Annotated in this window: 29 protein-coding genes; 14 read left to right on the top strand and 15 right to left on the bottom strand. The window is 66.2% G+C overall.

What is annotated here, in order from left to right; translation table 11 throughout:
• The first annotated feature begins 412 nt into the window (after positions 1–412).
• Positions 413–1,165 carry an SDR family oxidoreductase gene (locus NG696_RS06035; protein ID WP_252574747.1) on the top strand — a complete coding sequence of 251 codons (753 nt, stop codon included), beginning with the start codon at positions 413–415 and terminating at the stop codon, positions 1,163–1,165.
• Between the two features lie 290 nt (positions 1,166–1,455).
• Here the strand turns inward: NG696_RS06035 and NG696_RS06030 are convergent, their stop codons facing one another.
• Both NG696_RS06030 and NG696_RS06025 read right to left on the bottom strand, forming a co-directional pair.
• Entirely contained in the window at positions 1,456–2,745 is a 1,290-nt protein-coding gene (locus tag NG696_RS06030) for a MinD/ParA family ATP-binding protein (RefSeq protein WP_252574746.1), read from the bottom strand.
• Between the two features lie 659 nt (positions 2,746–3,404).
• Positions 3,405–3,917: a MepB family protein gene (locus NG696_RS06025; RefSeq protein WP_252574744.1), complete on the bottom strand. Its 513-nt coding sequence runs from the start codon at positions 3,915–3,917 to the stop codon at positions 3,405–3,407.
• A gap of 352 nt (positions 3,918–4,269) precedes the next feature.
• Here NG696_RS06025 and NG696_RS06020 point away from each other — a divergent pair, with 352 nt between their 5' ends.
• Complete coding sequence (locus NG696_RS06020; RefSeq protein WP_252574742.1) at positions 4,270–4,521, top strand: hypothetical protein; 252 nt, start codon at positions 4,270–4,272, stop codon at positions 4,519–4,521.
• 52 nt (positions 4,522–4,573) lie between these two features.
• Here the strand turns inward: NG696_RS06020 and NG696_RS06015 are convergent, their stop codons facing one another.
• Positions 4,574–4,879 carry a hypothetical protein gene (locus NG696_RS06015; protein ID WP_252574740.1) on the bottom strand — a complete coding sequence of 102 codons (306 nt, stop codon included), beginning with the start codon at positions 4,877–4,879 and terminating at the stop codon, positions 4,574–4,576.
• A gap of 145 nt (positions 4,880–5,024) precedes the next feature.
• Between NG696_RS06015 and NG696_RS06010 the strand changes: the two genes are divergently transcribed.
• From NG696_RS06010 to NG696_RS05990, 5 genes are all read left to right on the top strand, one after another.
• A complete protein-coding gene (locus tag NG696_RS06010) occupies positions 5,025–5,675 on the top strand; it encodes a hypothetical protein (protein WP_252569939.1) in 651 nt (216 codons plus the stop codon).
• Positions 5,676–5,758: 83 nt separating this feature from the next.
• On the top strand, positions 5,759–6,604 hold the full coding sequence (locus tag NG696_RS06005) for a S26 family signal peptidase (protein WP_252569942.1): 846 nt from the start codon (positions 5,759–5,761) through the stop codon (positions 6,602–6,604).
• Entirely contained in the window at positions 6,601–7,479 is an 879-nt protein-coding gene (locus NG696_RS06000; protein WP_252574738.1) for a LamG domain-containing protein, read from the top strand. Before NG696_RS06005 ends, NG696_RS06000 begins: the two co-directional genes overlap by 4 nt.
• Positions 7,480–7,604: 125 nt before the next feature.
• Complete coding sequence (locus NG696_RS05995; protein WP_104061730.1) at positions 7,605–7,781, top strand: CsbD family protein; 177 nt, start codon at positions 7,605–7,607, stop codon at positions 7,779–7,781.
• Positions 7,782–7,859: 78 nt separating this feature from the next.
• The gene (locus NG696_RS05990) at positions 7,860–8,195 is read left to right on the top strand and encodes a LapA family protein (protein WP_308291950.1); all 336 of its coding nucleotides are present in this window, start codon (positions 7,860–7,862) and stop codon (positions 8,193–8,195) included.
• Positions 8,196–8,478: 283 nt separating this feature from the next.
• Here NG696_RS05990 and NG696_RS05985 read toward each other — a convergent pair whose 3' ends face one another.
• The gene (locus tag NG696_RS05985; protein ID WP_252569947.1) at positions 8,479–8,622 is read right to left on the bottom strand and encodes a hypothetical protein; all 144 of its coding nucleotides are present in this window, start codon (positions 8,620–8,622) and stop codon (positions 8,479–8,481) included.
• 275 nt (positions 8,623–8,897) lie between these two features.
• Here NG696_RS05985 and NG696_RS05980 point away from each other — a divergent pair, with 275 nt between their 5' ends.
• A complete protein-coding gene (locus NG696_RS05980; protein ID WP_252569950.1) occupies positions 8,898–9,260 on the top strand; it encodes a DUF805 domain-containing protein in 363 nt (120 codons plus the stop codon).
• Positions 9,261–9,274: 14 nt separating this feature from the next.
• Here NG696_RS05980 and NG696_RS05975 read toward each other — a convergent pair whose 3' ends face one another.
• Complete coding sequence (locus NG696_RS05975; protein WP_252574735.1) at positions 9,275–9,577, bottom strand: antibiotic biosynthesis monooxygenase family protein; 303 nt, start codon at positions 9,575–9,577, stop codon at positions 9,275–9,277.
• Between the two features lie 285 nt (positions 9,578–9,862).
• Between NG696_RS05975 and NG696_RS05970 the strand changes: the two genes are divergently transcribed.
• On the top strand, positions 9,863–10,294 hold the full coding sequence (locus NG696_RS05970) for a hypothetical protein (protein ID WP_252574727.1): 432 nt from the start codon (positions 9,863–9,865) through the stop codon (positions 10,292–10,294).
• A gap of 23 nt (positions 10,295–10,317) precedes the next feature.
• Here NG696_RS05970 and NG696_RS05965 read toward each other — a convergent pair whose 3' ends face one another.
• Entirely contained in the window at positions 10,318–11,133 is an 816-nt protein-coding gene (locus NG696_RS05965; RefSeq protein WP_058931525.1) for an MBL fold metallo-hydrolase, read from the bottom strand.
• Between the two features lie 166 nt (positions 11,134–11,299).
• Between NG696_RS05965 and NG696_RS05960 the strand changes: the two genes are divergently transcribed.
• From NG696_RS05960 to NG696_RS05950, 3 genes are all read left to right on the top strand, one after another.
• The gene (locus NG696_RS05960) at positions 11,300–11,440 is read left to right on the top strand and encodes a hypothetical protein (RefSeq protein WP_252569959.1); all 141 of its coding nucleotides are present in this window, start codon (positions 11,300–11,302) and stop codon (positions 11,438–11,440) included.
• Between the two features lie 81 nt (positions 11,441–11,521).
• A complete protein-coding gene (locus NG696_RS05955; protein ID WP_374211183.1) occupies positions 11,522–11,719 on the top strand; it encodes a type II toxin-antitoxin system HicA family toxin in 198 nt (65 codons plus the stop codon).
• Entirely contained in the window at positions 11,716–12,087 is a 372-nt protein-coding gene (locus NG696_RS05950) for a hypothetical protein (RefSeq protein WP_252574723.1), read from the top strand. Before NG696_RS05955 ends, NG696_RS05950 begins: the two co-directional genes overlap by 4 nt.
• Before the next feature lie 332 nt (positions 12,088–12,419).
• Here the strand turns inward: NG696_RS05950 and NG696_RS05945 are convergent, their stop codons facing one another.
• The 9 genes from NG696_RS05945 to NG696_RS05905 form a co-directional block, all read right to left on the bottom strand.
• Positions 12,420–13,706 carry an MFS transporter gene (locus NG696_RS05945; RefSeq protein ID WP_252574721.1) on the bottom strand — a complete coding sequence of 429 codons (1,287 nt, stop codon included), beginning with the start codon at positions 13,704–13,706 and terminating at the stop codon, positions 12,420–12,422.
• 31 nt (positions 13,707–13,737) lie between these two features.
• Positions 13,738–15,222 (bottom strand): multicopper oxidase family protein, encoded by a 1,485-nt coding sequence (locus tag NG696_RS05940; RefSeq protein ID WP_252574719.1) that lies wholly within the window; start codon positions 15,220–15,222, stop codon positions 13,738–13,740.
• Positions 15,219–15,518, bottom strand: coding sequence for an SHOCT domain-containing protein (locus NG696_RS05935; RefSeq protein ID WP_308291949.1), 300 nt, complete (start codon positions 15,516–15,518; stop codon positions 15,219–15,221). The genes NG696_RS05940 and NG696_RS05935 overlap by 4 nt, the downstream gene beginning before the upstream one ends.
• 53 nt (positions 15,519–15,571) lie before the next feature.
• Positions 15,572–16,978 carry an MBL fold metallo-hydrolase gene (locus NG696_RS05930; RefSeq protein WP_252574717.1) on the bottom strand — a complete coding sequence of 469 codons (1,407 nt, stop codon included), beginning with the start codon at positions 16,976–16,978 and terminating at the stop codon, positions 15,572–15,574.
• 109 nt (positions 16,979–17,087) lie between these two features.
• Positions 17,088–17,450 carry a thioredoxin gene (gene trxA, locus NG696_RS05925; RefSeq protein WP_252574715.1) on the bottom strand — a complete coding sequence of 121 codons (363 nt, stop codon included), beginning with the start codon at positions 17,448–17,450 and terminating at the stop codon, positions 17,088–17,090.
• Between the two features lie 64 nt (positions 17,451–17,514).
• Complete coding sequence (locus NG696_RS05920) at positions 17,515–17,811, bottom strand: rhodanese-like domain-containing protein (RefSeq protein WP_252569978.1); 297 nt, start codon at positions 17,809–17,811, stop codon at positions 17,515–17,517.
• 33 nt (positions 17,812–17,844) lie between these two features.
• Positions 17,845–18,186 (bottom strand): rhodanese-like domain-containing protein, encoded by a 342-nt coding sequence (locus tag NG696_RS05915; protein ID WP_252574713.1) that lies wholly within the window; start codon positions 18,184–18,186, stop codon positions 17,845–17,847.
• Positions 18,187–18,218: 32 nt separating this feature from the next.
• Complete coding sequence (locus NG696_RS05910) at positions 18,219–19,118, bottom strand: sulfite exporter TauE/SafE family protein (protein ID WP_252569984.1); 900 nt, start codon at positions 19,116–19,118, stop codon at positions 18,219–18,221.
• Positions 19,115–19,735, bottom strand: a complete 621-nt coding sequence (locus tag NG696_RS05905; RefSeq protein ID WP_252574711.1) for a rhodanese-like domain-containing protein — start codon at positions 19,733–19,735, stop codon at positions 19,115–19,117. Before NG696_RS05905 ends, NG696_RS05910 begins: the two co-directional genes overlap by 4 nt.
• Before the next feature lie 120 nt (positions 19,736–19,855).
• Here NG696_RS05905 and NG696_RS05900 point away from each other — a divergent pair, with 120 nt between their 5' ends.
• Positions 19,856–20,113, top strand: a complete 258-nt coding sequence (locus NG696_RS05900) for a metal-sensitive transcriptional regulator (protein WP_252569989.1) — start codon at positions 19,856–19,858, stop codon at positions 20,111–20,113.
• A gap of 109 nt (positions 20,114–20,222) precedes the next feature.
• Complete coding sequence (locus NG696_RS05895; protein WP_252574710.1) at positions 20,223–20,648, top strand: DUF302 domain-containing protein; 426 nt, start codon at positions 20,223–20,225, stop codon at positions 20,646–20,648.
• Positions 20,649–20,786: the final 138 nt, after the last annotated feature.

The raw sequence follows: 20,786 nt of genomic DNA, 5'->3' as shown, positions 1-20,786 counted from the left end.
CTACGTCTGCCGCGAAATTCATCCCATCCTCATCAAGATCCAACAACGCCACCAAACCCTTCAACAAGCCGCTTGACAACCATAGGAGCATCGAAACCCCGTTTGCGCCGGGCTGTCAGCGAATGCCGGATCCCTTGTTCAGGACCTTCCGCAGCGATTCACGCAAGAGGCCGAATCCGGAGACGGGCGCGACAACGGCAACCTTCCGGCTGACCGCCTCTGGGCCCAAGTCACCGATCAGGGCAACGAGCCCCTGGATCTCTCGTTCGGTAGGCCGTGCCCGCCCGCGCCGCCGCACTCTTCGGTAATTTCCTCGCTCCATGGTCCGAGACTAGGGATGTACAGCACACGCGCACACGAGTAGCGGCTACCTGTCTTCAGTGCCGCTGACCATTGGCCATAAGATCTGAGCATGTACATTGCCGTTCCAGGAGGTACCGGGACCGTTGGCCAACATGTCGTCTCCATTGCCAGGGACCGCGGACACCGGGTCACCAGCCTGACACGATCAGAAGGCGTGGACCTGTCCACGGGCCGCGGATTGCACGAAGCCCTGCTCGGTGTGGACACCGTTATTGATGTCTCCGGAATCCAGACGCTTTCCACCAGGAAGGCCGTGGACTTTTTCACTGCCGCCACCCGGAACCTGCTCGCAGCCGAGGTGGCGGTTCAGTGCAGGCACCATATTGCGCTCTCGATCGTAGGCATCGACAGGGCTGCGTCGGGGCTGTACGCCGGGAAGCTCGCGCAGGAGGATACCGTCCGGCACGGAGAAGTGCCGTGGACCATCCTGCGGTCCACTCAGTTCCACGAGTTTGTGCCCATGGCCATCAACGCCGCGTCGATTGGCCCGGTGGTACTGGTTCCTCAGATGATCACTCAGCCGGTCGCAGCGCGGGAAGTGGCTGAGGCGTTAGTGGACGCAGCAGAGCAGGGACCCCGCGGACGGGTTACTGATCTTGGCGGGCCCCGTCGGGAGCAGCTCGCGGATCTGGTCCACAAATACTTGCGGAAATCCGGGCAGCGGAAGCTGGTCGTGAAGGTACCGGCACCCGGCGCCATGGGTCAAGCCATGCGTCGCGGTGACCTGGTCCCGGCGGCCGGCTCCGCCGTCGGACGCCAGACATACCACGACTGGCTGGAAACCAGGCGTCCAGTTGCCTAGTGGCGCTGCCGGTGACGCATGACCGCTGCGGAGAGTCCCATGGTGCCCATAAGGGACCCGAGGATGATTGCCAGGCCTGTGAGGTATTCAAGAATGGTCATCGTTGACGCACCTTTCATATGGCTGATGCGCTGACGCTAGTGACCGATGCTCAGGATCAGCCAAAGATGGCACGGTGCGTTCACTCAAGATTGTTGCCCACCCAAAAGTAGGTAGCGCTAACTGTCGTTTTGAGCCCTCATAACGACAGTTAGCGCTACCTAGTTGGGGAGGCGGGGGCAAGACAGAAGCTACCGGTACCCGTCCACGATCGACGCCGCGATCTCCTTGTACGCCCGCCGCGTCTCCGGCTTCAAGACGTCCAGGGTTACCAGGTCACCGTCGGCCACGCCGCGGTCGTGCGGGACGGCGATGAGCTGGCGGCAGATCCCGGCCAAGTGCTCCTCGATGGCGTCCTTGTCCACGCGGGAGGAGACCTCGTCCTTGTCGGTGATGACCACCACGGCGTTCCGGGCCAGGTCCTCGTACCCGTGGCTCGCCAGCCAGTGCAGGGTGCTGCGGGCACGCTTGGCCCCGCTCACCGCATAGCCGGCGGCGATGATCAGGTTGTCCGCCGACTGCAGGATCCCGCTCATCGCATTGTGGGTCACGCCGGTGCCGCAGTCGGTCAGGGCCACGGAGTAGTAGTTGGAGATGAGCTTGCGGATCCGCAGGTACTCGGCGGCCGTGAGCGAGTCGGAGACCTCCGGGTCCTGCTCCCCCGCGATCAGGTGCAGCCGGCCGGCGTGGTGCATGTACCGGGCCAGCCCGGTGAGCGAGTCAACGCCGTCGATGTTCGCCAGCAGGTCGGTGATGGTGCGCGGGCTGGCCTGCTGGTAGATGCCCTCGCCGAGGGCGCGCTCTACGAGGTCGCCGGAGTCCGGGTTGGCGTCGATGGCGCAGGGCGGGTCGCCGCGGAATTCGGCCAGCGTCAGGCCCACGCCCACCGTGGTGGAGGTTTTGCCGATGCCGCCCTTGAGGCTCAGCACCGCCGTGTTGTAGCTGCCCTGCAGCTGGCGGGAGATGCGGCGGCCCAGCTCGTCTTCCTCGCGTTGCTTGGCGCTCGGGCCCATGTTCCAGGCCCCGCCCGTGAGCGAGTAGAGGGCGCCGCGGACGCCGCCCACCGGCCGGGGCTTCTGCTCCTTGACGAACAGGCCCGGGGAGCTGATGAAGTCGGGCATGGGGCTGTCGGCGATGATGTCCGCGGTGGTGGGGCGGATGCGCCGGAACGCCGGTGCCGGCTCCGGTGCTTCCTCAGGAACGTACGACGACGGCGGCGCGGCTTCGTCGCCGTCGTACGCCAATGCGGGGGTGCCAAAGTCCGGCTCGGCCGGCTGCCCGTCCTGCGGCGTCGCCTGCGGCAGCGGGGTCACCGGCGGCCTGGCGGGCCGGCGGGTGGGCGCCGGGACAGAGGTGATGGGGGCGGAAGGCGCGGGACTGGCTTGGTCGGCGGCGGCCGCCGCCTCCGCCCAGGAACTGCGGCGCGGTACCGGGGTGCCGGCGTCGGGGGTGCTCGAAAGATCTGGCGTTACGGCTGGCATGGTTCCTGTCTGGGCATCCGAAAGCGCACCGTCGGCGCGACGGAGGTCACGGCGTCGCCGGGGCGGTTGCGGTAGCCCTGCATCTTCTGCGATGGGGCGTGCGTTCTGATCCGCCGGATCGGGCATGTCTGTCTCCCCAGGACTTTCGGCACAAGGTTTCTGCGGCACTTTACGGACTGATTCAATCAGTAAGTCTAGGCGCTGGGCAGAATTACGAGGTCAGCCGCGGGTGAGCGCGGCAATCACCACGGCGCCGGTGAGGACCAGAAGCACGGCCAGAATGGCGTAGGCCTGCCATTTGGGGCGGCCCTTATGCGGGTTGATATCTATATAGGGCATGGCTAGCGGCGGATACTCCTCGTGGCGGTCACCCGCACTGCGCGTCGCTTCCGGCGCAGCACGTGGTACATCGCAAGAAAGGGAATCAACAGTGTGCCCAACAGTGCGCACAGCGCCAGGACATAGTCAATGAGAGCCACAACGGTCTCCGAACGTTAGAGTGATCCCCCATGCGATCAGAGGTCACGCTATCGCTCCGTCACGGGATTGACAAATCGCGTCAACGGCGCGGCGCGGTGGGCATGCTTCCGGTCACCAGATGGATCCCTCCGGACAAGATTGGTTTCCGTCTCGCAGCTATTCCCCAGCGCTCCTCCTAGCTAGGCCTCAACGAGGAGTCGAATGGCTCGCTGCGCATCGATGGCGGATCCGTCAGCCATCTCGAAGAAGTAATTACACTGCCATTGCTGGGATTTTTTCGCCTGCCGATTCGTCGTTGCTGACCATGGCGGATAGACGCGGAATCCTCGCTTGCCTCCGGCCCCGCCCACGGAGACGACGCCATGCTTGACGAGCGCGGCCTTCGGAAACGCGAATGCTCCGACCCGGGAATCCTCCCCCACGCAGACCACGAGCATGTCGGGGTCCTCCTCCGCAGGCAGAGGTTCGGTCGACCCACCGAGAGAGCGCCGCCACACCGTCACGAACAAGCCCACCTTCGTCGGGGTCAGCTTTCCGACCCTGAAGCGAACCGGAGACCGACCGATTGCCGAGATCGCGGCACCGTACTCAGCGTTGTCGGCCTCGACTTTGGCGGGGGAACAGGCGAGGCCGAGGTCGCCGAGAACCCTCATCACCATGGCGACATCCGGATGGACCTGAACACCAGACATAGAACTCCCATCGAAACGAATCCCCGACAGGAACGACGGGGCAGTGCAGGAAAAGCTCAGCCCTCACCACGCCGACACTATCCGCACGTGCACATCTTCCGGAAAGAGGATCCTGGGCAACGAATCCTCTGATTCACAAACGACCGATATCTTTAGTCCCCAATGAGGCAACAGGTGCCTGAGCGCAGCCGGCGTGCCTTGGTGGGACGGTTCGACGGGCCGCGGTGCACGGCTCCGTCCCGCGGCCCTGTCCTTCGTCTGCCGGCGGGGCGTACCCTGAGCGCACACCGGGTACCGGCGCGACGCCGGGGCCCTCAATACGCGTTCACTCGGGAAGGCAGCATTCATGGGGATGAACATCAAAGACCAGTGGGACCGGCTCGATCACGCCACACAGCAGTGGCTCATCGACCACCCGGGATGCCTCATCCTGCCGCGCACGATCACAGCGACCATCTGCAAGGAGACCGGCGGAACCGACGAGGGTGAACGGCACGGCGAGACGGTGCTCTCCCAGGACGACCGTGACTTCATCCATGCCAAGGCACACGAGGCCCGGACCGATCCCCCGGAGTACCGGTTCTTTGACTCCGTACAACCGTGAGCAGCCGGGCGATTTGCCCCATCCCGTGCCCCGGAAGGGAGCGGAGCCCGGCTCAGCGGCGACCTCCGCACAAATCGCGCATGGCTCGGGCTGCGTCCAGGATCCGGCGGGCCAGGATGATGCCGTGGTCATCGCTGAGCAAGGCGGCGGTGGCGGCCGCGGAGCCCCGTTCAGAATCGTGCGGGGCGGTCAGTGCCGACCGCAGGCCGGCCTGGAGGGCTGTCTGCCGGCGGGGACCGTGGGATATGTCCGATGCCGGTGCGGCGAGCCAATTGGGCAACGGGGTTACCGGCCGGTAATGTTCGTCGGGCGCCAGCGGTGCAGCCGTTCGGGCCCGGTTACCGGGCCGAGCATTCATGGACGGCGCAGGTTAGACCGCCATCAGCGGATATTCGTGAACCATCACCGGATACCTGTGCGCCATGGACAGGCCGGGGACCACGTCGCAAGGGTGCCCCGGCGGGGTCCTTCTGTCTGATCACGACTTCCTGAAAGAAGCTGCCATGAACGATTCCACCATGCCCGCCAAGAAGAACCGCCGCATCGCTCCGCTGGCTCTCATCGCCGCCGCCGCCGGCGCGGGACTGCTGTCCCTGACACTGACCGGGACGCTCTCCGGTTTCGCCGCCAGCATCACCAACAGCGCCAACACCGCCGGCTCCGGCACCCTGGTGATGCAGGAACAATCCACCGGCACCACCCCCGTCACCTGCACGTCCAATTCCGGCGCTGGCGGCGTCGGAACGAACACCGCGACCTGCGCGACGATCAACAAGTTCGGCGGCAGCACGGTTCTGGTGCCCGGCAACGTCGTCAGCACCGACATCACGATCAAAAACATCGGCACGGCCAACGCCGGCACCTTCACCCTGACCCCCGGCGCAGCGTGTGCCCAGTCCAACAACGGCGCCGTCAACGGCACCGCGACGGACCTGTGCGCGAAGCTCAAGGTCGTCATCACCGCCGGCGGCACGTCCATCTTCAACGGCACCGCCGCGACCCTCGCCGGGGCGCCCGCGATCAGCATCACCCCGGCCCCGGCCGCCGGCGTGAGCGTCCCGGTCACCATCAAGGTCACCCTCGACACGACGGCAGACAACACCTACCAGGGCCTGGCCGCATCACTGCCGCTCACCTGGGCCTTCGCCAGCTAAAAACACACGGTGCGGTGCCTGTGCCGGATGACGTCATGCCGGCGCAGGCACCGCCCCGCGTCCCCGCACGGAAAGGAAACCCCATGGCGACTCCGGCATGGCGACGGGTCCGCGGCATGGCCCTGCCCGCCGCCGCCCTGCTGGCAGCGGGGCTCGTAATCGTGGCGGTCCTGTTCTTTCTGGCCGGCTGGCGCTGGTTCGTTGTCTCCACCCCCTCCATGGGCCAGAGCGCACCCGTCGGTTCCCTGGTCCTGTCCGAACCCGTGCCCGCGTCCGCGCTGCACACCGGGGAAGTCATCACCTTCACCCCGCCCGGGCGGCCCGGAACGGTCTACACCCACCGCATCGCCGGGATCGACGAGGCCGGGGGCATCACCACCCGCGGGGACATCAACGGAACCGACGACCCCTGGGTCCTGACCCCGCTGAATATTCTCGGGGTGGCCACGCTCCTGCCCGGCTGGGGATGGCTGGTCAAGGCCGTGCCCCTGCTGCTGGCCGGAGGCCTGACCGTGTGGGCCGTGACCAGGTACTGGATCCGCGGGCCGTGGCAGGGACCCGTCCGGCTCTTCGGCGCCTGCGCCGTCGTTTCCCTCACAGTCATCCTGCTCCGTCCCTTCATCGGCCTCACCCTGCTCGGAGTCACCACGGACGAATCGGGGACGCGGGCCAGTGTCGCCTCCACCGGCCTGCTGCCGATCACGGTCCGGGCCGAGCACGGCACCACGGCAGAGCTGTCCAGCGGCCAGGTCAGCGAACTCACCGCCACCGACGGCGAGGGCTACTACCACCTCTCCTCCTCCGCCGACCTGCCCTGGTGGGGATGGATCATCACCGCCCTCCTCTGCCTGCTGCCCGTCTTCTGGGTCCTCGGACGGGGCCTGCGCTCCGGCGGCCCTCAGGAAACACCGGCCCGGGTGCCCGGATGACCACGGAACAGGGCGGACCCCGGCTCCGCCCGGCCCTTCCCGCCGCCGCCCTCGCCCTGGCCCTGGTGATCGGCCTGGCCGCGCTGGCCACCCCTCCCACCTCCGGCGGGTATCAGGCACGGGTCACGAACAGCACCAACACCGCAGGCACGGCCCCCTACTTCACCTGCCACGGCGCCATGGCAGCGGACAAGGCCGCGGCAATTTTCGCCTACCGCCTCGCCGAACCCTCCGGCTCCGCCGTGGCGGCGGACTTCTCCGGCAAAAACAACCCCGGCACCTACCGCGGCACCATGAGCTCCGACACCACCTCAGCGAACCGGCCCTGCACCCCCCGGGACGCCGGCGGATCCTACGCCCTGACCGGCACATCAACGTACGTGTCGGCAGGAGGCCCCATCGCCCGGGCCTCCACAAACACCTTCACCCTGGAGGTCTGGTTCAGGACCACCACCCCGGGCGGGCGGCTGATCGGCTGGGGCAACACCGCCACCGGAACCTCCACGACCTATGACCGGCACATCTTCATGAACAACGCCGGCCAGCTCGTCTTCGGCGTCTACCCCGGCACCGTGAAAGTCATCACCACCCCCGGCAGCTACAACGACGGGGCACCCCACCACGTCGCAGCGACCCTGTCTCCGGCCGGGATGAAACTCTATGTCGACGGCCAGCTCGCCGCGCAGGACCCCGCCACCACCACCGGCGAAACGTTCAGCGGGTTCTGGCGCATCGGCTACAACAACCTCGCCGGCTGGGGCCCCAACGAACCGTCCAACCATGCCTTCACATGCAGGATGAGGTACGCCGCCGCCTACTCCACCGCACTCACCCCCGCGCAGATAGCGGCCCACCACACCGCGGGGCGGCCCTGACCACGGTGCCGAGTGAATGTTATCGCCCTCGCCCGTTCGCCTTGTTCGCCTTGTTCGCCCGGCGATAGGATGAAAGTGTCCCGCCGGCATGGGCCGGCGGACCGGCCATGGATAGGAGAGCCATCATGGGTTTGGGTGACAAGATCAGGCACGCCGCCGAGAAAGCCGGCGGCAAGGGCAAGGAAGCCGCAGGAAAGGCCACCGGCAACGAAAGCCTCAAAGCCGAAGGCAAGACCGACCAGACGAAGGCCGGCCTGAAGCAGGCCGGGGAAAAAATCAAAGACGCCTTCAAGAAACACTGACCCGAAACCCGGGGCCTTCCCAGCCCTGGCCCCGGGACCAGCCCGGGATGTCCACGGGAACCAAAGAGGGGACACCTCATGAATGCTGAACCGATTCCGCCGCCGGAGCCGGTGCACGGCCCCGGGCCCGCTCCGGCCGTTGCGAATCGGCCGGCAGTAACCCGCTCAGGCATGATCTGGGTGGCCACCGTGGCCACCCTGATGCTGCTGATCCTGCTCATCGCCTTCATCGTGCAGAACCAGGACAACGTCAGGGTCAGGTTCTTTGGCTTGGACGGGACAATTTCCCTGGGCATGGCCCTGTTTATCGCCGCCGTCAGCGGCGGGGTCCTGGTCGCCGTGGCAGGCGCCGGGCGGATCATCCAACTCAGATCCCACCACCGCCACGAACAGATCCCACCGCAAACAGCCTGAGAGCGACCCTCAGTGCGAATTCAGGTTGCCTGTTCCCTCGCGCCCCTGCCCGCGCGCTCCTCATACACAACGCGTCGCCTAGAATTCGGCCATTTCACTTCCTTGGTTCTCTCGGCGTCCCGACAGAACCAAGGAATTGAGAAGGCGCCCTAGCAGCTGTTCCGGCGCTTCCCGACTGGCTATTCTTCGAACTGCCGGCTGATGAAGCCTCACATGCCAGGGATGGCACGCCATGTGGGATACCTAATCTGCACCGCTGCCCGAAGAATAGGGCAGCAGCCGCTCACCCCTTGAGCGCGATCACCACCACCGCTGCCGTGGCCACTGCCAGGGCGGCCAGCGCAACGTAGGGAACCGCCTGAAATCGGCGACGGCGGAGCTCACTCCGTGTGTCGCGCGCGTACTGTTTACCCCCATACTTACCCATGCCGCAAGGCTATGAACACAGGCTCAAGGTTTTGCTCAAGTCACGCCCAATGTGACCTCCGTGGCCGCCGGAGGCGCGATGCGGTTGACTGTCCAGATGGAATCCCGGGTTTGCCGGTCTCGCCACAAAAAAGACGTAACGCACGACGACGGGACGGTCGCCGCTGCGCGTCCCGCCGGTCCTGCCGGCGTGGCGCCGGCGCGGGTGGGCGCGGCGCTGACGGAGGCTCTGTTGACGCCGTCGCCATAGACCGTACGCGGCGGTAGAATCCGGTCATGACTCAGGCTGCAGGGCACCCTACTATATCGTTCGGCGATGCGATCCTCGCGGGCTTCCGGCAGTACGCCGAGTTTGGGGGCCGCGCCGGCGTGGCCGAGTTCTGGTGGTTCATCCTCTTCGTGGCACTGGTAACCAGCGGCCTTGGCGCCCTGAACGTGGCCACCCCCAACGGGGTGATCGGCGTCGGCTCCAGCCTTGCCTCGCTCTGGGTGATCGGCACGATGATCCCCACGCTCGCCGTCGGCGTCCGCCGCCTCCGTGATGCCGGCCGCCGGTGGACGGAGCTCTTCTGGCTGCTCATCCCGATCGCTGGCCTGATCGTTATGGCCATCCGTATGTCGGAGCCGTCCAAGCCGTAGCGCCGCGGAAGCCCTCACGGGTTCAGAACAACAACAGGCTCGTAGTGCTCCACCGTCGGGAACGGCGCGTAGAAATGGTGCAGGAGCGCGCGCCATTCCTGGTACTCGGCCGATCCCCTGAAGCCCTCGGTATGGTCCTCCAGCCGCGCCCATTCCACCAGCAGCAGGTACGTGGCCGGGTTCTCGATGCAACGGGAAAGCGTGAGGCCCTGGAATCCTGGCATGGAGCCAATGATCGACTTTGCCGTGCCAAAAGCAGTCTCGAAGTCCTCCTCCATGCCGGGCCGGAGGGAGGGCAGTGCATGTTCGGTGATCACCCAACAATCATGCCTGAGGTCTCGCTGGCAGGGGCTCAGGTGAGGCACAGTCCGTGGGAGGGGTCGCTGGACTTCGCGGGAGGCATGCTAAGTTCAAAGTGGCATATATCACTTCAGTTGATGAATCCCCTTTCGCCCGGTGCAGGGACGTCTGGAGTTGCCGCTGTAGCAGCGCGGCGGCCGGAATGCACACAGCGAAAGAGAGCCCGCCATGGCCGCCTCGCACTTCAGCCAGTTCCTTGATCAAGCCACCATCCTGGCCGGCCGCCCCGCAGCCGCCTGACGATGCCCATCCATCCCCCGGGGCCCGGCGATAACCGGGCCGAAGGGCCGACTGACGGCGGTCATATTGCCTGCGCCCGCTGCGGTACCGACGGCATGCTGACGCTGCACTCCATCACGGCCGTCAGCCCGCCGTCGGACGTCCTGTTGGAGGTGGGGTATTCCTGCGACGCCTGCAACCTCCACCATGTCGGGCGGGCGGACGTGGCTGCCGTGGCCGCGGTCTTTAGCCGGTTCCACAGCCCCAAGGGCGTCCTGGTCTTCGGCGGGCACTACGTCCACTGCGGGCTGCCGATGCAAAAGATCGGCTCGGAGGTGCGGCGGCTCAGGGTCCCGGGCCTTTCGGACGGGCAGCAGGAAGACGAGGTCGGCGTGTACATGACGGCTCAGGTCCTGCGTTGTTCCTGCGGCTTCCAGATGGATGTGCCTGAATAAGGGGTGAACGACGACGGCGCGCCCTAGTGCAGCGGCCGCGTCTCCTGCAGGCGCTTGATGAACCAGCGTGACTGCTCCGGGCCGTAGGGCAGCACGGGGATGGCCTTGGTGGCGTCGGTGGGGGTTTCGCGGATGGACTGCTGGGCCTGGCGGACAGCGGTGGTCATGGTGTTGGCCATGGTCTTGACGAACTGGTCGCTGCAGGGCTGGCCGTGGCCGGGGATCAGGAACTCGTACCGGTGGCGCAGCGCGGAGATGTGGCGCAGGGAGTCGGCCCATTCCTCCGGGTAGGAGTCCTCAAAGGACGGGTGCGCGCCCTGCTCCACGAGGTCGCCCACGAAGAGGGTGGTGGGCGTGCCCACCAGGAGGTCGCCGTCGGTGTGGCCGCGGCCCAGGTAGAAGAGGGTAACGGTGATCCCGCCCAGGTCCACCAGCACGGGCTGGTCCTTGACGATGGCGTTGGGTACCACCAGTTCCACGTTCTCGCCCTCACCCGTGGACATCTCCGGCTCCAGCGTTCCCACGAACCGGCGCTGCAGGTCCCCGTGGTCGTCGATCTCCTGGGCGCAGTTTTCGTGCGCCCAGAACTCGGTGGCGCCGTCGGATGCGAAGACGGCGTTGCCGAAGAAGTGGTCGTAGTGCGCGTGCGTGTTGACCACCACCAGGGGCAAAGAGGTCTTTTCCCGCACCGCGTCCAGAATCTCGCGCCCCTGCCGCGGCCCGCAGCCGGTATCGACCACCATGGCCCGCTCGGAGCCCACAATCAGGCCGGTGTTCAGCAGTGATCCTTCGGTGACCAGCACGTAGTTGTCCGCGCCGACGTCGAGCCATTCTGACATTGTTTCTCCGTACCTCCGGAAAGCGACTGCGTTCTTCTTGGCCCCGATTCTACCCGCGGGGCCTTGGAGTTTCCGGGATGCGGGACGCGGTCCGGGCCGCATGTGGAGATCCACATTCCTAGCCGGGATTTCGCCTTAAATCCATCGAACTGCGTAACATCTCGCTATGCAGACAAAACAACACGCGTGCTTCTGTGATCACTGCGGCAGGATCACGAACCACGTGACCCACTATGTAAAGGCCGACGGCGGTGGCCGGCTGATCGCGACGGTGCAGTGCGCTGAGCATGCAGAGGAAGCCGTCTGACGCGGAGGTGCACAGCTCGCCCAGGCATAGTCTATAGCGGACTAGACGGCCTCGCCTAGTCCGCTATAGACTTGTCTTGTGATGAAGCGCCGGGAACTCCTGAACCAACTCAAGCGGACTGCACAGGACCTCGGCGTCGAATACACCACCGAGGAAGGCGGCAGGCACACACGCGTGAACGTCGGCGATAATACGACGTTTGTGCCGCGCCACAATGAAATCGGCGAGAAGCTCGCCAAGCAAATCATGGAGCAGGCCAAGGGAGAGGACACCAAATGAAACTCGAAGTAACGGCCAGCCGGGACGGACGGTTCTGGTACCTGGAATCCACCCAAATCGACGGGCTCACCACTCAGGCCCGCACGGTCGCCGAGATCCCCGAAATGGTCCGCGATCTTGCGGCCATGATCACGGGACGCCCCGAAACCGACTTCGACGTCGAAGTCACATTCGACACGCCCGAAGTCGCAGCCCACCTCCGCCAAGCGCGTGAGCTAGCTGCCAGGTCCGATGAGCTGAAGGCGGCATCAGCCAAGGAACGCCACGAGGCGGCCATGGTCCTGAAGCGGCAAGGTGTCACCGTCCGCGACATCGGCGCGGTACTTGGCGTCTCACACCAGCGAGCGCAACAGCTCGTCACCCACTGACCGCGCCACGACCGTTCGGCTCCGGCCCATCATCCGCAAGAAAGGCATCGGGCGTGTGCGCCTCGATCTCTCAATTACCGATGCGACGAGGCGTTCCGGCGTCACTTTGCCCTCTCGTTCGACGGCGGGGGGACGGCGGTTCTCCGCGTCCCGTTCACCTGCACTGAGTTTGTCCGCGTCGCCTCCCTACTGCGCCCGGCGCCTGAAATGCCCTTCGACGAACCGCCCTCTTCTGGTGTGCGGATGTACCCAGACATCACCGGGCAGCCCTGCCGGGCCGCCTGACCGACCTGGGCATCCCGGTCGTCCGTCCTTGAAGTGGTTCCACTCGTTCATCCCTGGCCGCGGTGGTCGCTGCTTCGCATCCGTGCGGCCACGATGATGCCGGAGAGCGCAGTCAGGCCGGCGACGACGGCGACGGCTGCCGGGATGCCGTAGGCGTCGGCGATGATGCCGGAGAGCAGGGCGCCGACGGCGAACCCGCCGTCGCGCCACAGCCGGTAGATGCCCACTGATCTGGCCCGCCATTCGGGGTGGGCGACATCGCCGATCGCTGCAAGCAGTGTGGGGTAGACCATGGCGGTGCCGGCACCGAGCAGGACGACGGCGGCAAGCCAGGTTCCGAAGTCATTTCCGAGGGCGACCATACCGAGCGCCAGGGCTTGGACGAGCATCCCGCCGGCGATCAGCGGTTTGCGCCCGATCCGGTCCGAGAGCGCGCCGGTGACCAGCTGCCCGGCACCCCAGACGGCCGGGTAGACGGCGGCGAGGACGCCAATGCTTTCGATACTGAGCCCTGCGGCGGCGAACAGGACAGGGAACAGTCCCCAGGCGAGGCCGTCGTTGAGGTTGTTCACCATCCCGGCCTGGCTGACGGAGGACAGGGACTTGTCCCGGAAACTGGTGAGGGTGAAGACGGCACTGCTGCTCAGTCCGGCATGGCTGCCGGCGTGGACCGGAACGTGCCCGGCGGCTTCGGCTTTGGCGTGGTGGTGTGTTTCGCGGATGGTCAGCACGGACAGGCCGAGGCCGACGGCGATGAAGGCTGCGCCGAGCAGGAAGGGCCCGGGGCGCAGTCCGTAGGTGGAGGCGATGTAACCGGTGGCCAGTGCGGTGCCTGCGACGCCGAGGTAGCCGGCTGCTTCGTTCAGCCCCATGGCCAGGCCGCGGCGTTCGGGGCCGACGAGGTCCATTTTCATCATCACGGTGGTGGACCAGGTCAGGCCCTGGCTGATACCGAGGATGACGTTCGCGGCGACAATCCATTCCCAGGAAGGCCCGAAGATCAGCAGGAGGGGGACGGGGAGGGCGATGAGCCAGCCGGCGACCAGAACCGGTTTGCGGCCGTAGCGGTCCGAGAGGGTTCCGGCGAAGTAGTTGGTGGCGGCTTTGGCCAGACCGAACGCCAGGATGTAGGTCAGGGCGGAAGTGTACTCATCGAGGTGGAAGACCTGTCCGGCGAGCAGCGGCAGTACGGTGCGTTCCTGGCCGAGGGTGCCGCCCACCAGGGCGTTGACGGCGACGAGGAGCATGAACTGGGCCAGGTTCTGCCGCAGTCCCAACGTGATGACCTCGGTTGTCCGAGGCTGCTGGCGGGAGGGGGTGTTGTCTAAGGCCATTGGCGGATCCTGTCAGTGTTAGGGGTGCCGGTCAGCGGGCTTGGACGGTGGCCATCATGCCTTGGTCTTCGTGGTCCAGAATGTGGCAGTGGATCACGGTGCGGCCGGCGAAGTCGTCGAATGCCACCCGGACTTTCACTTGGCTGCGGGCGGGGACGTTGACCACGTCCTGCCATCTGGGCCCGGTCACGTCGCGATCGCCGTCCTGGACGATCTGCATGGGCCACACATGCAGGTGGATGGGGTGGTCCATGGGGCTGGAGTTGGTCAGGGTCCACTCCTCCACGGTCCCGGCTGCGGCCGTCTCGTCGAGCCGTTCGGGGTCGAACTCCCGTCCGTTGATGGTGAAGGCCATCATGGTGCCCTGTCCGCCGCCCATTCCCGCGCCCATGGTTCCATTCATGCCCATGGCGAAGTTCAGGGTGCGGGCGGCGGTGACCGGTTCGTTCCGTAGATCGCGCAGGGGCCGGCCCTCGGGCACGGGCCCGGGGTCAGTGCCCGCGCTTCCCGAGACGGCCAGGGTGAGCAGTTCGACCGGGCCGCCACCGGATTCGTTGTCGCCCCTCATGGCCCCGCCCATCATGGCGTTCACGCTGCCGCGGTCCAGGGCGGCAGCCGTGAGGGCGGCGGACCCGTCGCGGGTTTCCACGAGCAGCTCTACGCGGTTGCCGGGGGCGAGAACCACTTCGGTGACGTCCTCTGGGATCGGCAGGCGCCCGAGGTCCCTGCTGAGCAGCCGGACCTGCTGTCCGTCAAGTGCCAGGCGCAGGTACCGGGAGGGGCAGGCGTTGATGATCCGCCACCGCTCCCGCTCTCCGGGCGCGGCGCGCAGTTGCGGGCGGAGTTGCCCGTTGACCAGGACGATCTCTCCCTCACGTCCCATCATCTGCTGCATCTGGTCCACCTCGGCGAGATTGCCGGCAGCGTCGAGGGACAGGTCGGAGACCACCAGCACCCGCTCCCGGGTGACCGGGACCGGGTCGGGGTCCTCCACCACGATGGCCCCGTAGAGGCCGGCGGCGACCTGGTCGGCGGCGTGTCCGTGGCGGTGCGGGTGGTACCAGTAGGTACCAGGCGGGTGGTCCTCGGGCAGGGTGAACTCGTAGTCGAAGGACCCGCCCGGGTCAATGCTTACGAACGGGTTGTCGCTGTTGCCCTGTGGGGAGACGTGCAGTCCGTGCACGTGCAGGTTCGTGGGAGCCTGCAGCCCGTTGCGCAGTGTGACCCGGATCGTGTCGCCCGCGCGGACCCGCAGGGTCGGACCGGGCAGTGAGCCGTTGAACGCCTGGACGGAGGCATCCCGCCCGCCGACCCGGACCCGTGCCGGCGCGGCGGTCAGGTCCAGCTCCAGCACCCGGTCGCGGCTGGCCAGCACCTGGGGTTCGGTCAGGTCCTCACCCCCGGTGTATCCGGGTCCGTTGCCGGTGGTCAGCCACAGCCCGGCGCCGCCGGCAGCCGTAGCGCCGGCCCCGACCGCACCCAGCGCCAGCAGCTGCCGGCGTGTCAGCGGCCTCACCGGCCGTCCTCCTCCAGTATCCGTCGCCGTTCCTGGTATTCCTCGGTGCTGATCTCCCCGCGGGCGTAACGCTCCTCAAGGATCTCCTTGGCCCGGGCAGGGCCCGCACCCGTGCGCGGTGGTCCCTGCCCATCGGTGGGCGCGTTACCGGCGCCGTTGCGGGTGAAGGCTTTGACCAGCACCACGGCGAGCATGACCCCGCCTGCGATCAGCAGAAGCCAGAAGATCCACGCAAGCCCCATCCCGCCCATATCAAAGCCGTTCATCATGAAGGGTTCCTCGTCTCTTTCGTACACGGCCAGGCCGTTCCTGACCGCAGGTTATCCGGGACGCGCTGATGCCGGTGGTTCTAGGCCCTGGCTGACTGACGGGAGTTCTGCCAGGCGTCCCAGGCGGCGTAGCTGCCGTCGAGCTCGACGACGTCGTACCCGGCGCGGCGCAGGGCGCTGGCGGCTACGGAGTTCCGCACACCGCTCTGGCAGTAACTCACGATGGTGCCCTCGGCCGGAATTTCATCGAGGTGCCACATGGCGCGGCCGCCGCTGAGCTGGTGGGATCCGGGGATGTGCCCGGCAGTGTGCTCGGTGCGGTTGCGGACGTCCAGCACCATGGCGGCGTCGAAGTCGTCGAGTTCCTCGGGCTTGATCAGCTGGGGGGTGGTCGTGGGCAGCCCGTCGATGCTGGTGAGGTAGCCGGCGACGTTGTCGATGCCGACGCGGACCAGGTGGTCCCACATGTCCTGCGCGGCTTCCTGGTCGGATGCCAGGAGGACCAGCGGGTTCTTGTCCGTTTCCGGGTTCACTACCCAGGCGCCGTAGCTGGCCACTGACTTGCCGGCCGGCACGTTCAGGGATCGGGCCACTGTGCCCTCGTGGACCTCGCTGTTGGAGCGGGTGTCGATGAAAGTCAGGGTGTCCTCTGCCAGGCCTGCAGCAACAATGCCGGCTGCGAGTTCCGGCAGCGGCGTACGCTCACCCATCACGGCAGGTCCTTCACGGTTTTCCCGCTTCATGCGGCCGAAGTAGGCGTGGGCGTCGGGCTGGCCGTCAAGGAGTTCGTTTATGAAGCCCTGCTCGTCATTGGCTGCGAGGTACGGTCCCCACCAGGCGTAGAGGCGCTCGTAGCCGACGGTGGAGGACGGGATCGCACCAAGGGCCTTGCCGCAGGCGCTGCCCGCACCGTGGGCAGGGTGGACCTGGACGTAGTCCGGCAGGGTCAGGAACTTGTCCCGCAGGCTGGCGAAGAGCTGCTTCGCTCCCTCGAAGCGGGTGTCAACACCGCCTGCTGCCTCGTCGAGCAGGTCCGGCCGGCCAAGGTCGCCGGAAAAGACGAAGTCACCGGAGAGCAGGTAGCCCGGCTGGTCGCTAAAGGCGCCATCCGTCACGAGGAAGGACAAGTGCTCGGGCGTGTGGCCCGGCGTGTGCACTGCCTTGATGCTGATATTGCCCAAGGCAATCGTGTCGCCGTCGTAGAGCCTTTCGCCGTCGAATTCATACTGCCAGTCAGGGCCGCCCTCGCCGGAAACGTAGATCTTTGCCCCGGTGGCTGCGGCCAGCTCGCGGGTGCCGGAGAGGTAGTCCGCGTGGATGTGGGTTTCGGTAACGGCCACGATCTTCATGCCGTTCTTCTCGGCAAGGTCCTGGTACACGGCGATGTCGCGGCGGCCGTCCACCACAATCGCCTCTCCCTTGGCCTGGCAGCCGATCAGGTAGCTGGCCTGGGCGAGGTCTTCATCGTAAATACGCTCGATAAGCATTGGTGCTCTCCTTCATGAGGGGAAGTTTGGCGTCTGTTCCTGCATCAATTCTAATACCCCTGGGGGTATGTTGCAATGCTGGGTGTGCCAGCTGTCTTTCGTTGGGATGTTAGGGGTGCTGCTGCGCTGAGCCGGCCCGGAGCTTGTCCATGTCCAGGTTCTTGACGTCCTGGATGACTTCTTCGAGTCCGGTGGCGTTGAGCGCTCCGGGCTGGGAGAAGACCAGGGTTTTGTCCTTGAAAGCCATCAGGGTGGGGATGGAGGTGATGCTGGCCGCGGCGGCGAGGGCCTGTTCGGCTTCGGTGTCTACCTTGGCGAAGGTGATGTCCGGGTGCCGTTCGGCGGCGGCACCGTAGGTGGGGGCGAACATGCGGCAGGGGCCGCACCAGGCTGCCCAAAAGTCAACGAAGACGATGTCGTTGTTCGCCAGGGTTTCGGCGAAGTTCTGTTCGGTGATATCGATGGTTGCCATGAGGAGGTTCGTGTCCTTCCGGATGGTGTCGTGGAGGGTTGGATGCTGATCTTCAGCAGGAGGGTCAGGTGGTGGGGAGTCCTGCGCGGGTCCAGGCGATCATGCCGCCGGCCATGGTGTCGGCGGTGAAGCCGGCACCGTTGAGTGCGTCCGCGACGGCGGCGGACCGGTTGCCGCTGCGGCAGACGGCGATGACGGGGACTGTGGGGTCCAGCTCGGACAGTCGTGCCTGCAGCTGCCCCATGGGGATGTGCAGCGCTCCCGCGATCATGCCGTCGGCGACTTCAAAGTCCTCGCGGACATCGAGGATCCGGTCAGTGGATCGGCGCTGGTCGGCTTCGTTGACGGTGATTTCAGTCATCGGTTGTTCCTTCGGATAGTGGGGCTGTTGTCCTTAGCGGACGGGTTCCCCGGCCTGGCGCCAGGCGCCCATGCCGCCGCGCAGGGAATATGCCTCATAGCCCTTTTCAGCAAGCAGGCGGGCGGCGGAAGCGGATCGGATCCCGGACTGGCACATGGCGATCACGGGCCGGGTCTTCTGGATTCCGGTCATGCTGGTCTGGAGCCTGTCCAGCGGGACATGCTTGGCCTGCGGGGCCCGCCCGGAGCGCCATTCCTGGACGGTACGAACGTCGATCAGAGCCGCGCCCGAGGCCAGGAGTTCCTTGGCCTCAGCGACCGTGATGGTTTTGTAGGGCTTGCTGAATGCCTTCTTCAGGGAGCTGATGAGGCCCATGGTGTTCTCCTTGCTTGGGGTGATGGTGGGGTTCAGGCGGGGGAGGGAACGTTTCGACGCCGGCCGCTACGGTTGCGCAGGGGGCAGGAGCTGATGAAGAACCAGCAGACGCCGGCGGTCGCTGCCGTCAGGGCTGCGACGCCGGCGGTGATGAACCACCTCAGGTCGGCTGGGGCCTGCTGGACAAGGACGAAGGTTCCCATCGCGAGGACAAACCAGCCGAAGGCCTTCCGCAGCGCAGCTTCCGGGATACGTCCGGCCAGCTTGGAGCCGGCAAGGGTACCGACGATGGCAGCAGCAGTCACGCCGAGGGTAATGCCCCAGTCCAGCTGCACGGTGGTGAGGTATCCGGCGAGCCCCGCGAAGGACTTCATGGCGATGACTACCAGCGACGTGCCGACGGCAACTGACATCGGCAGGCCGCCCAGGAGTGCCAGGGCCGGGACCACAAGGAATCCGCCGCCCGCGCCGACCAGGCCGGTCACGAGCCCGACGACGGCCCCGTCCAGCAGCACCCTGCCCAGGGGTAGTTCATGCTTGACCGGCGTGGCGCCGTCGTCGGACTTTTTCTTCCGGCCGCGAAGCATGGCCACGGACGTGGCCACCATCATGACCGCAAAGGCGATGAGCAGGACCTGGCCCGGGATATGTCCGCCCAGGAGGCCGCCGACGAACGCGCCCGCCATCCCGGCTGCGCCGAAGATCAGGCCCGTCCGCCACATCACCCTGCCCCCGCGGGCGTGGCTGAGCACGCTGACAGCGGAGGTGACGCCGACGACGAAGAGCGAAGCGGCGATGGCTTCCTTGGCATCGAACCCGGCCACGTAGACCAGGATCGGGACGGTCAGGATCGATCCGCCGCCGCCCAGGACGCCGAGCGAGAGCCCGATCACTACAGACAGGGCAAGGACCAGGATCAGGGTGGCGGTCATGAGGCCTTGACCTCCTCCTGGGCGTCAGCGACAGGAAGGGTCAGGATTGCGCTTTCGCGGGTGGGCTCCTTGGCGGCCCTGTTCCATGGCATCGCCGAGATGGCCTGGCCCATGGCACAGGTGTTGGTGGCCGCGGAGAAGGTCAGGCCTGCCCCGATGACGCCGGCAAGCGTCCGGATCTTAGGGGAAACAAATTTACCCCCTGCCAGGCCAAGAACCACCAGGGACCCGGCGGCGAGGCGGACCTGCCGCTCCAGGTCCCAACGGTCCTTGCCCTTGACCACGTCGCCACCACTCGCTGCGAATCCGGGTACTCCGCCGGTCAAGACGTAGGCGGTGTCGATTCCGGATTTGGTGAGGCGCTGGCGTGCCTGTTCTGCGCGGGCTCCGGACTGGCAGACCAGCACGACGCGGGCGCCGAGCCGGGCGGCCAGCTCGTCGGTGTGCTCGGAGAGCAGTGGCAGCGGGACGTTGTAGGAGCCCCGGATGTGCATCGACTCGAACTCAGCGGCAGAGCGCACGTCGATGACCACAAGGTCCTGATGCTCGGCGACCCAGCTGCGCAAGGCCTCCGGCGCCAGGGCGGTAATGGCGGTGGATGGAGAAAGGGAAGTCATGCGGGCCTCTCGAAGGGGTTGGTGGATACCCCACCGAGTATTACAGATACCCAATGGGGTATGCAAGACACCCCAGGGGGTATATGGTTGATGGCAAGACGCCCAAGCCTTGGAGACTTCATGCAACTCGATTCGACTGAACTGACCCCGGTGGTCAACCGCCTCAAGCGCGCCCAGGGCCAGCTCGCCGCCGTCACCCGCATGCTGGAGGAAGGGAAGGACTGCAAGGACATCGTCACCCAGCTGGCGGCAGTCTCGAAGGCCCTGGACAGGGCCGGGTTCGCCATCATCGCCAGCGGCCTTGAGCAGTGCATCGTCCGTAAGGACACCACCATGGACAAAAAAGAGCTGGAAAAGCTCTTCCTCTCCCTCGCCTGAAAAGCAGGGACCCCAGACCCCGTGCCGGGGCAGTTTCCCCCCAAACTGCCCCGGCGCGGCCCCCAACCTGAATCGGCCGTATCTGTAACGACATATGAGGAGCAGGCTCATGAGCTATACCCACACTGTTACCGTCCCGCTGTCCTGGGAGGACGCTGTCCAGCGCACCCGCGAGGCGCTCGGTGAACAAGGCTTTGGCATACTGACGGAAATCGACGTCCGCTCCACGTTTGAAGCCAAACTCGGCACCGAGGCCGCCGACGCCATCGGCGACTATGTAATCCTCGGCGCCTGCAACCCCACCCTGGCGAGCCGCGCCCTCGCAGCCGAGCCGGAACTCGGTGCGCTGCTTCCATGCAATGTCGTTGTCAGACGAGGCAAGAACGCGCACGAAACCACCATCGACGCCATCGACCCACAAACCATGGTCCAGCTCAGCGACAGCCCGGCCGTCCGGGAGGTCGCGGACGACGCCGATGCCCGACTCCGCAAAGCCCTCGCCGGGCTCAGCGATGCAAAAGGCATCTCCAACTGACCAAAGTGTAGGCACGTGCAAAATGCAGAGAAGCCTGTGCCCGGGTTGAGTCTGGCCAGATAAGCCAGGTGATGGGGTGCGGGCCTTCGTATCAGAACCGATCCCCTGACCGCAGGACTATTTTGGTCTGCCCCTCCG

The sequence above is a fragment of the Pseudarthrobacter cellobiosi genome (assembly GCF_023913755.1).
Classification (GTDB): domain Bacteria; phylum Actinomycetota; class Actinomycetes; order Actinomycetales; family Micrococcaceae; genus Arthrobacter; species Arthrobacter cellobiosi.
Note: the sequence above shows the minus strand (reverse complement) of the source record. Positions and strands in the feature narration are given on the sequence as shown.